This window comes from Flavobacterium sp. MDT1-60 (assembly GCF_014844035.1).
In the GTDB taxonomy this organism is placed as follows: domain Bacteria; phylum Bacteroidota; class Bacteroidia; order Flavobacteriales; family Flavobacteriaceae; genus Flavobacterium.
In genome coordinates this window covers 413,919-429,027 of sequence record NZ_CP062159.1, presented here as the reverse complement: position 1 = coordinate 429,027, position 15,109 = coordinate 413,919, and the positions used below count along the sequence as shown (strand labels likewise).

Sequence of the window (15,109 nt, the reverse complement as noted above, 5' to 3'; positions counted from 1 at the left end):
CAAAATATAAAGTTCGCAAAGCTAAATTAACATTAAGCTTTGCGAACTTTGTATTTATAAAAGATTTGCAAAAAACTTTGCCCTCTTTGCGGTAAAAAATAAACTACAGATTAAAATCCGAAATTAAGTCCTAAACCAAATACTTCTCTGGTTTGAAGACCCTGATAGGCATTGTCGTCATAAATTGCCTGAAAGGATAAATTAGCCGACAGAAATTTGTTCACTTTCATGATAATATTTAGTGAGTAATCGATATCAACATTTTGAGGATCTTCTAAATAATTAGAATATAAATTCAAAGTGTTTTCGGCCGTTACGTTGGTCATAATCGCGAGTTTGTAATATACTGAAGCATAGAAACCTAATTCATAACGTATACTTTTACCCTCATCAACGCCAAAATACTCTCCATCTACATAAGGCAAGCCCGTTAGCTGATTTATTCCAGTAGTATAAGCATTGTCTACAAAAGTGAATTTTGAAGTAAGCGGTGCAAAGTTGATTTTTAGATTAGCATCTTTTGTCCAGTAAATTCCGGGACCAGTGGTTAGATAACCCGGAGACATAAATTTGGTGCTTTCGGTTCTAATTTCTTTCCCGTTAGGATCCTGACCATAAATGTAACCTGTTGAAAACTGAGTTCTAAAATTTAGAAAATAAGAGTAATACCATTGTCCAAAAGCTTTTTTCCCGACAATGGAATTGAATTCTAAACGGTCATCTGTTTTTTTTGTGAAGTCATCATTTTTGGTTTGTAAAAGGCCATAGGAAGCGAGGATTTTATTGTCCCATGTTATGTCGTCTTTTTTGTAATTGAAATCGTAATTGATTCCCAAGGTTCCTGAAAAGCTGTCTTCACCTCCCGAAATCCAGTTGTTAAAGCTCGATTGATTTAGTAAAAGTGAAACAGTTCCTTTTGTCTTCCAACCTTCTCCTTCAATAGTATCGTTAATTTTTTTTACTGCTTTTTCAGTATTCTGAATTAATTCTTTTTCGGAATTTTGGGCTTGTACAAAAGTAAAGTTTACTAAAATGAAAAGTAATAACGTTAGCTTTCTCATAGTCTTTAGTTTAGAAGTGTATTAACAAATATACTAAAAACCGTTAAAAGGTTCGGTATTAATTGATCGTAAAAGAAAGTTATTTCTTAGTTTCTTTGTATAAAGGAACTGCAGAACAAGCCTCTCCGTACATAATACTTCTGGCAAAAGGTTGCAGATATGTTGTTGCTAAAATATACGCACGCATTGGTACAGGTTTTCTCGAACAGCCTTTTACAATAACAGGTTTGTTTTTGTAGATTGAATAGTCAAGCTTGCTTAAAAGCTCTTCGTATAAACTTGCATCTAAATCTTCAATAGTTCCGTTGACTACTTTCCTGGCATAAGGCGCCAAATGAACGGCTACTAAAATCGAAGACCAAGCCGGAACAATGGCATCTGTGCTGCAATTTATAGCTACATATTGATCTTGGTATTGTGACCAATCGTGATTTTTTAAGTGCTCTCTAAAGTCTTTTTCTTTCAATAAAAAACCTTCTAAAAGCCATTGCGAAATGTCAATTTGCACACGCATTCCCTTTGGATAATAATCTTCCAAATCAAATACTTCTAAGGCGCTGTTGGCAACTTTATTGATGATTTCTTCCATAAATGAAGTCTTAAGGTCGAAAGTCAAAAGTCATAAAGTCTTTACTTGCAGACTTTATGACTTTTGACTTTATGACTAATTTTAAAGCATTCCTAATTCTAATTTTGCTTCTTCGCTCATTAAATCTTTGCTCCAGGGCGGATCGAAAGTAATCTCAACATCAACATCTTTGATGTTCTCGATGGTTTTTACTTTCTCTTCAACTTCTCTTGGTAAACTTTCCGCAACGGGGCAGTTTGGAGAGGTTAATGTCATTAAGATTTTTACTTCGTAATCTGTGTTAACCATTACATCGTAAATCAATCCTAATTCATAAATATCTACAGGGATCTCCGGATCGTAAATGCTTTTTAAAACTTTTACAATTGATTCTCCTAATTCGTTTGTGTCAATTTCTTGTTCCATTTTTTTTCTATTTTTCCACCATATAAGTTATATAAGTTCATTTAAAAACTGGACGCTTATATAATATGATGTTTTTCATTTTTATGTTTTAATCTTTTAGCCAACGATACAAATCGTTGACGTATGTTTTTTGGCCTTCGTGATAAATATTTGTGACATTGAAATTTATCATTAGTCCAATTGGGCATTTTAAAAGTTTCATATAAGACATCAATTTGGCAATATGAACGGGTATAACTTGATCAACGGCTTTTAGTTCTAAAACCAGGCAGTTTTCAATTAACAAATCACATCTTAAATCTGATTCTAATTCTAAGCCTTTGTATTCTACAGGAATCACTAACTCAGATTGAAAATTAATTCCCTTTAAAGATAATTCTTTAATCATGCATTGATGATAAATGTTCTCCAGAAGTCCCGCCCCAATATTTTTATGAACTTCAATTGCTGCCCCATTAACATGATAAATTAAATCTTTCAAATATTTCTTCGTTATCATTACGTTTTTTTAGCAATAATAAGAAATAAAAAAGGAAGATAAAACTTACTTTATGTATTTTTTTTATCATATAAATAATATAAGTCCATTTAAAATTTGGTTTTAATTCTTCTTATATTTTGCTTAAAGCGTTTAGTAAACAGCTAGCTTATAATTTCTTATATGGCTTATATGGTGAAAAATTCGGTACTAATTATTTTTTGCATTAAAAGCCAATGCATACATTTTGATGTTTTTAATCATCGACACTAATCCATTTGCACGTGTTGCTGATAAGTGTTCTTTTAAACCAATTTCGTCAATAAATTGAGTATCGGCATTTATAATATCTTCTGCTTTTTGATTCGAGAAAGCACGGATTAAAATCGCGATAATTCCTTTGGTTAAAATCGCATCACTGTCGGCAGTAAAGACAATTTTGTCGTCATTTTGCTCACCATGCAACCAAACTTTCGATTGGCATCCTTTGATTAAATTCTCATCAGTTTTGTATTCTTCATTAATTAACGGAAGACTTTTTCCTAATTCTATGATGTACTCGTAACGTTGCATCCAATCATCGAACATTGAGAATTCGTCTATTATTTCGTTTTGTATCTCTTTTATTGTCATAATTATTTTTTAGCAAAATCCGTCAGCAAATTTACCAATTTTTCAATTTCTTTTGGAGGAAAACCATTGTCGAAACCTTTCGTTTCGTATGTTTTTGGATTCTGAATTATTTTTAAATTTCCAATTGCGGCGCCATCATAAAAACGTTTTTCTGTTGGTGCTTTTAAAGCAGAAAGACTATCTAAATTTATTTTTTCAAATTCAGATACAATTTTATTCCATTTTGCATTATCTATTTGGCTTACAATTGCTTCCGTATCTCTTCCGTTTGTTATCGAAACTTTTTGATCCTGAACAACAATCCTTTTGTAAAGTCCCCGAGACATGGCAGTGTATTCAATTTGAGTTCCTGTCATATCTGTTTTTTTTTGGCTTGAACAGCCCGTTCCTAAGAAAATTGTCAGAAGTAATAAAGATAGTATTCTCATAAAAAGTTTTTTAGCTTAACATTGTTTTTGCTTTCTTAACAGCTTCGACCATTGCATCAATTTCTTCTTTTGTATTATAAAAAGAGAAAGAAGCACGAATAGTTCCCGGAATACAAAAGAAATTCATGATAGGCTGCGCGCAATGATGTCCTGTACGTACAGCGATTCCTAACTTGTCAATAATTGAACCAACATCATAAGGATGAATTCCATCAATATTAAACGAAACCACAGAAGCTTTATTTTTTCCGGTTCCGTAGATTCGTAAACCTTCAATTTCTAATAAACGTTTTGTAGCGTGTTCTAATAATTCGTTTTCGTATTGTTGAATATTTTCAAAACCAATATTGTTTAAATAATCAATAGCAGTTCCCAAAACAATTCCGCCGGCAATATTTGGAGTTCCGGCTTCAAATTTATGAGGAAGATCAGCATAAGTTGTTTTTTCGAAAGTCACTTCTTTGATCATTTCGCCACCGCCTTGATAAGGAGGAAGTTTATTTAGCCATTCTTCTTTTCCGTATAGAATTCCGGTTCCGGTTGGACCGCACATTTTATGTCCGGAAAAAGCATAAAAATCACAATCTAATTCCTGAACATTTGGTTTTAAATGCGGAACGGCCTGTGCACCATCAATCAAAACGGCAGCACCAACAGTATGTGCCTTATCAGTAATATATTTTATCGGATTGATGATTCCCAACGCATTCGAAATATGATTAACGGTTACGATTTTGGTTTTTTCAGATAACAAAGCATCAAAAGCGTCCATAATCAATTCGCCGTCTTCGTTCATCGGAATCACTTTTAAAGTCGCTCCGGTTTTTTCGCATAAAATTTGCCATGGCACAATATTGCTGTGATGTTCTAACGAAGAAACAATTACTTCATCGCCCGGTTTTAAAATGGATGCAAAACCGTTGGTTACTAAGTTAATTCCGTGTGTTGTTCCCGATGTGAAAAGTACTTCGTGAGCAAATTTTGCATTAATATGTTGTTGCACTTTACCACGAGAAATCTCGTAAGCATCAGTAGCTAATTGACTTAAAGTGTGAACACCTCTATGAATATTGGCGTTTATTTCCTGATAATATTTCACTTCGGCATCAATCACAATTTGTGGTTTTTGTGAAGTCGCTCCGTTATCGAAATATACCAATGGTTTTCCGTTTACTTTTTGTGAAAGTATCGGAAATTCAGCTCTTATTTTTTGGATATCTAGCATGTCTTATTTAGAAAAATTCTATCTACAAAAGTACTAAAACTAAATTGGTTTCCCCATGAAAACTATAATTTCCTTTTATGACGCCATCAGCGAGAGGCTTAAATGTCAATTCCGTAAATTTTAATTCTATTTTATAAATTATCCGAATTATAAATCTAAATTGAGTTCTAAAAACGTGCTCATAAATTAATTATATTGCATTAAAAATAGCTGACATCATTATGAAAAAATTTCTTAAAGTACTTGTTCTTGTTTTGGTTCTTGCCTTTTTGTATTTCGGATTTACAACTTATCCGAAGTTGGACTTAATTTCCGGTTTCTCAGCGAAAAGTGTCGCTTCTGGTCATTTTATGGATAATCGATCGTTAGACTTGATCCAGAAAACGGACAATGATATTGATATGATTGATTTGGCTAAAAATTCAATTAATGAAGCAGGTAAGTTTGCAACGGCTTCAGTTTATGGTTTAAAAGAAAGAAAAGCCATTTATCGCGAAGGTTTAGGTGCAACTTTGATCAATGAGGATTTTGATGTTTCGAAACCGTATTTGCTTCCGAAGAGAACAAAACTAGTGAACAATCTTCCTTTTCCTTACGGGAATAATGAACCAAAAGACACTGTTTTTTCAAATGTTGATTATGCAAAATTGAAAGATGCTGTTGATAATTCATTTGATAAAAATGGAGGAAAGAAAAAGAGAACCCGTGCTGTTGTGGTTTTATATAAAGATAAATTGATAGCCGAAAAATACGATACGGGTTTTAATAAAGACAGTAAAATTTTAGGCTGGTCGATGACAAAAAGTATCACAAGTTCTGCTTTTGGAGTTTTAGCTAAACAAGGAAAAATTGATATTTACAAACCGGCTCCAATTGCAGAATGGCAAAAAGACGATCGTAAGATTATAACAATAAATGATTTGCTTCATATGAATTCTGGTTTAGAATGGGAAGAGAATTACAGCACGATTTGCGATGCCACAAAAATGCTTTTTCAGGCTGAAGATATGGGGAAAGTGCAAATGGATAAACCAGCGCAGTTTAAACCAAACACACATTGGAATTACTCCTCCGGAACAACCAATTTATTATCACGCATCTTAAGAAGTCAGTTTAAAACACAGCAAGAATATCTTGATTTTTGGTACAGTGCTGTAATCGATAAAATCGGAATGAATTCTATGATTGTCGAACAAGACATGTCAGGAACTTTTGTAGGATCCTCTTACGGCTGGGCGACACCAAGAGACTGGTCAAAATTTGGATTATTATATCTTAATAAAGGAAACTGGAACGGAGAACAAATCTTAGATGAAAGCTGGGTAAAATATACGGCAACACCAACAAATACTTCTGAAGGAAAATATGGCGCTCAGTTCTGGTTAAATGCCGGAGGAAAATTCCCAGATGTGCCTCGCGATATGTTTTATTGCAGTGGTTACCAAGGACAAATGGTGGCGATTATTCCGTCTTTAGATATGGTAATTGTGAGAATGGGAGTGAAGGAAGAAGAACCTGGATTTGATTTTAATGGGTTTTTGAAAGGGATAATTTCTTCGGTAAAAAAATAAAATTTAACCGCAAAGACGCCAGGTAAAAAGCGCAAAGTTCGCAAAGCTTAATAAAAACTTTGCGAACTTTGCGTAAATCTTTGCGAACCTTGCGGTTAAATCATATTACAAATCAAATCCTAAATTCACACCCAATTTCATGGCAATGATTTTAGTAATTCTTTGTTTTAATTCCGGTATTTTGATGCTTTCGATAACGGCATTCGAGAATGCGTACATCAATAAAGCTTTAGCTTCTTTTTTAGGGATACCACGAGATTGCATGTAGAACATCGCTGTTTCGTCTAATTGTCCAACAGTACAACCGTGAGAACATTTTACGTCATCAGCAAAAATTTCTAATTGTGGTTTTGCGTTAATAGTGGCTTTGTCACTCAATAAAATATTGTTGCTTTTTTGGAAAGCATTTGTTTTTTGAGCTTCTTTTTCTACTAAAACTTTTCCGTTGAAAACTCCAGTCGAACGATCAGAAAAAATTCCTTTATAGTCCTGGAAACTTTCGCAGTTTGGTGTTGCGTGGTTTACCAAAGTATAATGATCAACGTGTTGTTTTTCGCCAATGATCGTTATTCCGTTTAGTGTACTTGTCAATCTTTCTCCAAAATGATAAAAGTTCAAATTGTTACGTGTTAGATTTCCTCCAAAAGAGAATGTATGTACATAAACGTGACTTTCCTGTTGTTGCGAAACGTAAGTATTGTCAATTAAATTCGCTTCAAGATTGTCATTTTGAATTTTGTAGTGATCTATAATGGCACGTTTTTGAGCAAAAATCTCTGTAACCGAATTGGTTAAAACCGGATTTTCATTCAAACTTTGGTGACGCTCGATAATTTGAACATGTGAATTTTCACCTACAATAATCAAATTTCTAGGCTGAACTAACAAAGCAGATTCATTTCCTGTTGAGAAATACATGATCTCAATTGGTTTGTCAGCTACTTTCTTTTGTGGAATATTGATAAAAGCTCCTTCACTTGCAAAAGCAGTATTCAACGAAGTCAAACTTTCGTCCTTGCTTGCAATTTTATTGAAGTACGTATCAATAATCATTTTATATTTTGGTTTGGTCAATGCCGAAGACATTAAACAAACATCGATTCCGTCATGCGTAGTAGAAGACAAATGCGAACTAAAAACACCATCAATAAATACTAATTTATAAGTGTCGATTTCATGTAAAAAGTATTTTTTTACCTGATTAAATTCGATTGCATTTTCTTCTTTTGGAAAAACCGTAAAGTCATTTTTTAAGATGGCGTTTAACGATGTATATTTCCAGGCTTCTTCTTTTTTGGTTGGGAAACCTTTATTTTCGAAGTTTTTTAAGGCATTTGTGCGAATGTCATGCAAATCTGAATGTACATCGACACGCTCTTCAAAAGCCATAAAAGACGATACTAATTTTTCTTTTAAATCCATTGTTCTTTTTAGTCTTAAAGTCGAAAGTCGAAAGTCGAAAGACTCAGGATTGTCGACTGTTTTGCCAAAAGGTCAAAAAATTAAAGCATAAAGTTTGCAACTTTATGACCTTCGACTTTATGATTTTGGGCTCAAATATTTAATGAAACCACTTAATAATTTCGATATTTCTGTTATCGATTCTAAAAGCATTTCAAATTCTTCTTTAATTATATATTCTAAATCAAACGCTAAATATAATTGAGATCTTACTTCTCCTGCCGATGCTTTGGCTACATATAAAAAGTAAACAAACTCTTTATCTGTATTTCTTTCAAAACCTTCTGCTATATTTGATGATATAGAAAGTGATGCGCGTCTTATTTGTCTAACGAAATCAAAGTCTTTTTTAAAATTAGAATTTTCAGTTACCAGATATATTTTCTTGTTGAAGATTCTGGATTTCTGCCATGAATTTATTTCTTCAAAAGATTTAAATTTACTCATGCTCTACTTTTGACTTTATGACTTTAGACTTTCAGACTGACTAATTCTCTGCTTTAATCCAGTCGTATCCTTTTTCTTCCAATTCGTATGCTAATTCTTTTCCGCCTGATTTTACGATTCTTCCGTTGTAAAGAACGTGAACGAAATCAGGAACGATATAATCTAATAAACGTTGGTAGTGTGTGATTACGATAATCGCGTTTTTCTCGCTTTTCAATTTGTTAACTCCGTTAGCCACAATTCTTAAAGCATCGATATCAAGACCAGAATCGGTTTCGTCAAGGATAGCCAATTTTGGTTCTAACATTGCCATTTGAAAAATCTCGTTTCTTTTTTTCTCTCCTCCGGAAAAACCTTCGTTTAAAGAACGAGATAAAAATTTACGATCGATTTCTAATAATTCTGATTTCTCACGAATTACTTTTAGCATTTCGTTAGCCGGCATTTCTTCCTGACCGTTTGCTTTACGAGTTTCGTTGATGGCAGTTTTCATGAAGTTTGTTACACTTACTCCGGGAATTTCTACAGGATATTGAAACGAAAGGAAAACTCCTTTGTGTGCTCTTTCTTCTGGAGCAAGATCGGCAAGATCTTCTCCGTCAAGGAAAACTTGTCCGTCAGTAACTTCGTAGTTTTCGTTTCCGGCAATAACGGCCGAAAGTGTACTTTTTCCAGAACCGTTTGGTCCCATGATAGCGTGTACTTCGCCAGCTTTAACTTCTATATTAATTCCTTTAAGGATTTCTTTATCACCAATTCCGGCGTGAAGGTTTTTTATTGATAACATTGTTTTTTTTATTTTTATATAAATGTCAATTCTATTTTTGTTGTTTGGTTCAGGATGTTAGCATTAAAATGCGCGTGTCCTAAATATTCCATGCCTAAATAATCGGCTGTTTTTTTGAACGGAATGTAAAAACTCTCTTCAATTTCGTTGTCGTGTGAATTTGATATCACACCAATCTTCTTTCCTCTAAGCTTTCGTCCGGTTTCTTTTTCAATTCGGATTAAATCCGAAAAGCGATCAAAGAAAACCTTCATAATTCCACTCATATTATACCAATATATGGGCGTTGCAAAAATTAAAGTGTCGTACTCTTCAAGTATTCTTCGAATTAAAGGAAGAAAATCGTCTTCTCTGTTTTTGCTTTCGTAATCATAATGAGAAATATTATAATCACTTAAGTCAATCACATCAATTCTCGATTCTTTTGCAATTTCATCGACAATTTTTGTTGTGTTTCCGTTTTTTCTGGCTGAACCTAAAATGATGACTTTTTTATTTTCCATCTTTCATTATCCAACAGATCCTTCTAAAGAAATCTCTAATAATTTTTGAGCTTCAACAGCAAACTCCATTGGTAATTTGTTCAATACATCTTTACTGAAACCATTTACAATTAAGGCAATCGCTTTTTCTGTCGGGATACCTCTTTGGTTGCAATAAAAAACCTGATCTTCTCCAATTTTACTTGTAGTTGCTTCGTGCTCGATTTTAGCCGATGGATTTTTACTTTCGATATAAGGGAAAGTATGTGCACCGCAATTGTTACCCATTAATAATGAATCACATTGCGAAAAGTTTCTCGCATTCTCAGCTCTTGGGCTAATTTGCACTAATCCACGGTAACTGTTTTGTGATTTACCAGCCGAAATACCTTTAGAAATAATAGTCGATTTAGTGTTTTTTCCTAAATGGATCATTTTGGTTCCGGTATCTGCTTGTTGGTAATTATTGGTAACGGCGATAGAGTAAAATTCTCCAACCGAGTTGTCTCCTTTTAATATACAAGAAGGATATTTCCAGGTTACGGCAGAACCAGTTTCTACTTGTGTCCATGAAATTTTAGCATTTGTTTCGCACAAACCTCTTTTGGTTACGAAGTTGTAAACTCCACCTTTTCCTTCTTTGTTTCCAGGAAACCAGTTTTGAACGGTAGAATATTTAATTTCTGCATCATCCAAAGCGATTAATTCAACCACAGCAGCGTGCAATTGATTTTCGTCACGACTTGGAGCGGTACAGCCTTCAAGGTATGAAACGTAACTTCCTGCATCAGCAATAACAAGCGTTCTTTCGAATTGTCCTGTTCCTGCCTGATTGATTCTGAAATAAGTTGAAAGTTCCATTGGGCAACGAACACCTTTTGGAATATAACAGAAACTTCCGTCAGAGAAAACCGCTGAGTTTAATGCTGCATAGAAGTTATCTTTTTGAGGGACAACAGTTCCTAAATATTTACGGACTAATTCAGGGTGTTCTTTGATAGCTTCAGAAATCGGACAGAAAATAATACCTTTTTCTCCCAAAGTTTTTTTGAAAGTAGTAGCCACAGAAACAGAATCGACAACAATATCCATAGCAACATTGTTCATCATTTTTTGTTCGTCTACAGAGATTCCTAACTTTTTGTACATTTCTAAAAGTTCCGGATCTACATCGTCCAAAGTTTTATTTGGATCTACTTGTTTTGGAGCTGAATAATATGAAATCGCCTGAAAGTCTGGTTTTACATAATGAACATTGGCCCATTCCGGCTCAATCATTTCTTTCCATGCACGGAAAGCTTCGATACGCCAGTCAGTCATCCATTCCGGTTCTTCTTTTTTAAGAGAAATAGCTCGCACGATATCTTCGTTTAAGCCAATAGGAAACGTTTCCGATTCGATATCGGTGTAAAACCCGTATTCGTATTCTTTAGTTTCGAGTTCGATTTTTAAATCGTCTTCTGTGTATTTGCTCATTTTTGATGTAAAGATTTAAAGATGTAATTTTTCAAAAATTTCAAAGAATTACTCTTCATTAGTCTTGTTATTCTTTATATTAATTTATAGTGAGAATGATTCTCCGCAACCACAAGTTCTGCTTGCATTTGGATTATTGAATACAAATCCTTTTCCGTTTAGCCCTCCAGAAAATTCTAAGATTGTTCCGGCTAAATATAGAAATGATTTTTTCTCCACTGCAATTGTTATGTCGTTGTCTACGAATATTTTATCGTCTTCGCCTTTGGTTTTATCAAATTTTAAATCATATGACAAACCAGAGCATCCACCACTTTTCACACCTACGCGTACATAGTCGTGTGCGGCATCAAAACCATCATCTTTCATCAAGTCGATGATTTTCTTTTTGGCTGTATCAGAAACTTTTATCATTGTATATGGTATTTATTTTTTCTTTCATTTTAAATCCACTTTTAAAATACTAATCAAAATATTATATTTTTAAAGTACTGTGTTTCAATGTTCAAATGAAATTGTTTGCAAAGATACGACTTAAAAACCTTTTTCCATAACGGTTCACATTATTATAACAAATGTTAAAATAGATAGAAGTTATTTTGTTTTATAAAATTCAATTTTACAATAAACAAAACTTATTTTTTTAAGCATTTGAAATGAGTTCTTATTTTTAATTTGAAACTTGGTAATAATGTTTCTTTTAAGTTAAAATACCGTATTTATACGTATTTCAACTAGTAAAATTGTGGTATTTTTGCGATAAATTAGGAGTAATTATGAAAAAACATCATAAAAACGGGTGGGCAAAAGCACTTTTTGCACTATTATTTGTTTTTGGATTAGGTGCTACATTTTATATTTTTAGTAAAGAATCAAATCTTAATTTTGATTTGTCTAAAAATATAACAGATAAAAAACAAAATACTGTACTATTAAGTGAGCGCGAACTTGCTCAAAAAGACATACTGGATTCTTTAAATATTCTAAAACTAGCTTATGATGTTGCAATTTTAGAGAAGACATCATTATCGCAGCAATTAGAAATTGAGAAAAGAAATGTTGAAAATCTGATGGAAATCATCAGAGCATCAAAGAATCCTTCTAGGGACCAAATAGTGTTATATCGCAAGCAACTTTCTGACCTGAGACTTTCATTAAGTTCGAACGTATTGGAGGTTAAAAAACTAAAGTCTCAAAATAAAAATTTATTAACTGAAATTGAGAATCAAAATGTGGTTATGTATCAGCAAAAGGCTGAAAATGACACTTTGGTTTCTAAGCAAAAGAAACTGGAATCGACTTTAAAGGACGCTTCAAGATTAACAATGAGTAATTTTAAGGTCGTGGCGCTTCTTGAGAAAAAATCAGGAAAAGAACTGGAAACAGATAGAGCCAAAAATGCTCAAAAGCTCAAAGTAAGCTTTACTATAAACGGAAATTCGATTGCAAAAACTGGAAAGAGAATTTTTTATGTTCAGGTTTTGGATCAAAAAAATACGGTTTTAGGCGAAAATAAATTAATCGAATTCGGAAATGATAAAGCTTTAGTTTACAGTTTTATTGTAGCGGTTGATTTTCAGGGAAAACCTGCAAATGTTTATGGAATTCTTAATTCTGAAGAAAGTCATTTTCTCAAAGGAACTTATTTTGTCAACTTCTTCGACAAACAGGAACTTTTTGGAAACACTTCGATTACCCTGGAATAAATTCTTGTAAAGATTTTAGAGGAAAATTTCTAGTATAAGGAAATTGGATTTCCTAGATTTGTTCCATTAGAAATATATTCTCATGAAACTTTACCCAATAGAATCCGGAAATTTTAAATTAGACGGAGGTGCCATGTTTGGCGTTGTTCCTAAAACAATTTGGAACAAAACGAATCCGGCCGATGCGAACAATTTAATTGATATTGCAGCGCGTTGTATGCTTATTGAAGATCAAAATCGCCTGATTTTGATTGATACCGGAATGGGAGACAAACAATCAGAGAAATTTTTTGGTTATTATTCGCTTTGGGGATCGCATTCGATTGACAAATCGTTGGCAAAATATGGTTTTCAGCGAGACGATATTATTGATGTTTTTATGACACATTTACACTTTGATCATTGTGGAGGAAGTGTGCAATGGAACGCTGATAAAACCGGATATGAGCCTGCGTTTAAAAATGCTAAATATTGGACTAATGAAAAGCATTGGGAATGGGCAACTAAACCAAATCCGAGGGAAAAAGCTTCTTTTTATCGGAGAATATTTTACCAATGAAGGAAAGTGGGCAATTGAATTTTATAAAACGTCCTGATGCTGATTTTGGCTTTTCTGAAGAAATGAATTTTGGAATTTTTTATGTTGATGGCCATACCGAAAAACAGATGATTCCACATATTCAATATAAAGATAAAACGATTGTTTTTTGTGCCGATTTATTGGCGACAGCCGGACATATTCCACTTCCTTATGTAATGGGTTATGATACCCGACCACTATTGACCATGCCCGAAAAGTCAAAATTACTAAACGCTGCCGCTGATCAGAATTATTATTTATTCCTGGAGCATGACGCTCATAACCAAATAATAACGGTTGAGCATACTGAAAAAGGCGTTCGCTTAAAAGAGGTCTTCACTTGCGAAGATATTTTCTGATATATTTATTGAGGTGAAATAGTATAGATTTCTTTATGCATTTTAAAGATAAAAGTCTTCGTTTTTTATCTAAGTAAAATCTGTATTTCATTAACGCATTAACAGGATTATTTAGGTTAATTAGAAATGAAATTTTTAACAAATAAATTTTTATAACTGTCTGATTGATTACGCTTTAGGAGTGCATAAAATTAATGTGAACTTCTTTCTTTTACAGGGTTTTAAAGTTGCTTTTTTGAAATATTATAAATAGGTTTGTAGCTCAAAATTATTAATAATTAACCTATGAAAAAAATCATTATTTTTATTTTATTCATGTCTGTTTTTAGCTCCAAAGCGCAGAAAGTAGATTTGGATCGTTTTTATTTTAACGTCAGTTATCAAATTCTTCCAAAAGAGCCGGTACCATTTGAAAAAAGAACTTTTTCTTCGAGAGTTAGATTAGGTGGAGCCTTGCAAAGTTATGTAGATCCAATCAGTTTAAATGACAAGATTAATATATTTGGCTGGAAAAAAGTAGAGGAAAACGGTACAGTTGATATCGAACTTAATTTAGAAGATTTTGTCGAAAGCGGTGCTTCTCCTCAAACCAGAGTTGATGAAAAGAAAGACAAAGACGGACGAGTGACCAGCAGAACAGAATACTACTCTGTTTCATCAACATATGCTGCCAGAGGTTATGCTAAAATAAAAGGTCCACATACACCGGCCGAAACAGATGCAAAAGTTCAGGCAGAAAAAACGATACAAGCTGCTGCCCCAACTAACCGATTTTTGAAAAATGCTGTTGTAAAAAAAGATACTACAGCTGTTACTGATGGTTATAACATTAGTTTTAACGGAACATTAGAGTATAAATCAAAAGAGTATACAGATCCTTCTGCACCAATGAAGGAATTTCGTCTAAACAGAGGTGCGATCCGTGACCAAAAGCTTAGAGAATTTGCAGATAATTCATTAAATAATTTTAATGCTAATATCAATTATACTTACGGGTTTAAACCTAAAAATGATAATGAGATCCTTTGGATTTTGGATGCTAAAAGCGATGAAGGAAATGCTCAAATTGAAGCAATTCAGGCGGTTAAAGCTTTGTTCGCTACGATGAAGGCTGATGAACCGATAGATGATCTAAAATCAAACATGCAGCCTTTAATTGAATATTTTGATTCTTTGAAAACGAAGTATCCGGAAGACAACAAACCTTCTCGTAAATTGAGATATTCTGCCTACTATAATTTGGCTGTTATTTATATAATGTTAGATCAGCCAGAAAAAGCGATTGCTGAATCAGAAAAATTAATTGCTAATGATTACGATAAAAGCGACGGAAAAGGTTTAATCGAAAAAGCTAATAAATTAATCGCAAGTTTTAAAGCGTCGAAATTGAATACCACACATAACCCAGCCCTTAAATAGAA

The 15,109-nt window shown here is 33.3% G+C and carries 16 protein-coding genes and 1 pseudogene; 4 read left to right on the top strand and 13 right to left on the bottom strand.

Annotated features, from left to right (window positions below; genetic code table 11):
- Positions 1-110 precede the first annotated feature (110 nt).
- From IHE43_RS01730 to IHE43_RS01700, 7 genes are all read right to left on the bottom strand, one after another.
- On the bottom strand, positions 111-1,061 hold the full coding sequence (locus tag IHE43_RS01730; RefSeq protein WP_192186395.1) for a DUF3078 domain-containing protein: 951 nt from the start codon (positions 1,059-1,061) through the stop codon (positions 111-113).
- A gap of 79 nt (positions 1,062-1,140) precedes the next feature.
- Positions 1,141-1,650, bottom strand: coding sequence for a DUF2480 family protein (locus IHE43_RS01725; protein WP_192186394.1), 510 nt, complete (start codon positions 1,648-1,650; stop codon positions 1,141-1,143).
- 81 nt (positions 1,651-1,731) lie between these two features.
- Entirely contained in the window at positions 1,732-2,055 is a 324-nt protein-coding gene (locus IHE43_RS01720; RefSeq protein WP_055097577.1) for an SUF system Fe-S cluster assembly protein, read from the bottom strand.
- A gap of 88 nt (positions 2,056-2,143) precedes the next feature.
- Positions 2,144-2,554 (bottom strand): GxxExxY protein, encoded by a 411-nt coding sequence (locus IHE43_RS01715; RefSeq protein ID WP_192186393.1) that lies wholly within the window; start codon positions 2,552-2,554, stop codon positions 2,144-2,146.
- A 189-nt stretch (positions 2,555-2,743) separates the two neighbouring features.
- Positions 2,744-3,166 (bottom strand): SufE family protein, encoded by a 423-nt coding sequence (locus IHE43_RS01710; RefSeq protein ID WP_192186392.1) that lies wholly within the window; start codon positions 3,164-3,166, stop codon positions 2,744-2,746.
- A 2-nt stretch (positions 3,167-3,168) separates the two neighbouring features.
- Complete coding sequence (locus IHE43_RS01705; protein ID WP_192186391.1) at positions 3,169-3,594, bottom strand: hypothetical protein; 426 nt, start codon at positions 3,592-3,594, stop codon at positions 3,169-3,171.
- Between the two features lie 10 nt (positions 3,595-3,604).
- Positions 3,605-4,819, bottom strand: a complete 1,215-nt coding sequence (locus tag IHE43_RS01700) for an aminotransferase class V-fold PLP-dependent enzyme (protein WP_192186390.1) — start codon at positions 4,817-4,819, stop codon at positions 3,605-3,607.
- A 221-nt stretch (positions 4,820-5,040) separates the two neighbouring features.
- Between IHE43_RS01700 and IHE43_RS01695 the strand changes: the two genes are divergently transcribed.
- Complete coding sequence (locus tag IHE43_RS01695; protein ID WP_192186389.1) at positions 5,041-6,390, top strand: serine hydrolase; 1,350 nt, start codon at positions 5,041-5,043, stop codon at positions 6,388-6,390.
- A gap of 105 nt (positions 6,391-6,495) precedes the next feature.
- Here the strand turns inward: IHE43_RS01695 and sufD are convergent, their stop codons facing one another.
- The 6 genes from sufD to IHE43_RS01665 form a co-directional block, all read right to left on the bottom strand.
- Positions 6,496-7,812 (bottom strand): Fe-S cluster assembly protein SufD, encoded by a 1,317-nt coding sequence (gene sufD / locus IHE43_RS01690; RefSeq protein ID WP_192186388.1) that lies wholly within the window; start codon positions 7,810-7,812, stop codon positions 6,496-6,498.
- 117 nt (positions 7,813-7,929) lie between these two features.
- Positions 7,930-8,298: a four helix bundle protein gene (locus tag IHE43_RS01685; protein WP_192186387.1), complete on the bottom strand. Its 369-nt coding sequence runs from the start codon at positions 8,296-8,298 to the stop codon at positions 7,930-7,932.
- A 40-nt stretch (positions 8,299-8,338) separates the two neighbouring features.
- The gene (gene sufC / locus IHE43_RS01680) at positions 8,339-9,085 is read right to left on the bottom strand and encodes a Fe-S cluster assembly ATPase SufC (protein WP_056189584.1); all 747 of its coding nucleotides are present in this window, start codon (positions 9,083-9,085) and stop codon (positions 8,339-8,341) included.
- Positions 9,086-9,099: 14 nt separating this feature from the next.
- Positions 9,100-9,588 carry a flavodoxin family protein gene (locus IHE43_RS01675; RefSeq protein ID WP_192186386.1) on the bottom strand — a complete coding sequence of 163 codons (489 nt, stop codon included), beginning with the start codon at positions 9,586-9,588 and terminating at the stop codon, positions 9,100-9,102.
- 6 nt (positions 9,589-9,594) lie between these two features.
- Positions 9,595-11,043 carry a Fe-S cluster assembly protein SufB gene (sufB, locus tag IHE43_RS01670; RefSeq protein WP_192186385.1) on the bottom strand — a complete coding sequence of 483 codons (1,449 nt, stop codon included), beginning with the start codon at positions 11,041-11,043 and terminating at the stop codon, positions 9,595-9,597.
- Between the two features lie 84 nt (positions 11,044-11,127).
- Complete coding sequence (locus tag IHE43_RS01665; RefSeq protein ID WP_192186384.1) at positions 11,128-11,457, bottom strand: iron-sulfur cluster assembly accessory protein; 330 nt, start codon at positions 11,455-11,457, stop codon at positions 11,128-11,130.
- A 362-nt stretch (positions 11,458-11,819) separates the two neighbouring features.
- On the opposite strand from IHE43_RS01665, the gene IHE43_RS01660 reads away from it, so the two are divergent.
- The 3 genes and pseudogenes from IHE43_RS01660 (at position 11,820) to IHE43_RS01650 (ending at position 15,107) form a co-directional block, all read left to right on the top strand.
- Positions 11,820-12,749, top strand: a complete 930-nt coding sequence (locus IHE43_RS01660) for a hypothetical protein (protein WP_192186383.1) — start codon at positions 11,820-11,822, stop codon at positions 12,747-12,749.
- 82 nt (positions 12,750-12,831) lie between these two features.
- A pseudogene (locus IHE43_RS01655) lies at positions 12,832-13,688 on the top strand (MBL fold metallo-hydrolase).
- 285 nt (positions 13,689-13,973) lie between these two features.
- Positions 13,974-15,107 carry a hypothetical protein gene (locus tag IHE43_RS01650; protein ID WP_192186382.1) on the top strand — a complete coding sequence of 378 codons (1,134 nt, stop codon included), beginning with the start codon at positions 13,974-13,976 and terminating at the stop codon, positions 15,105-15,107.
- Positions 15,108-15,109 lie beyond the last annotated feature (2 nt).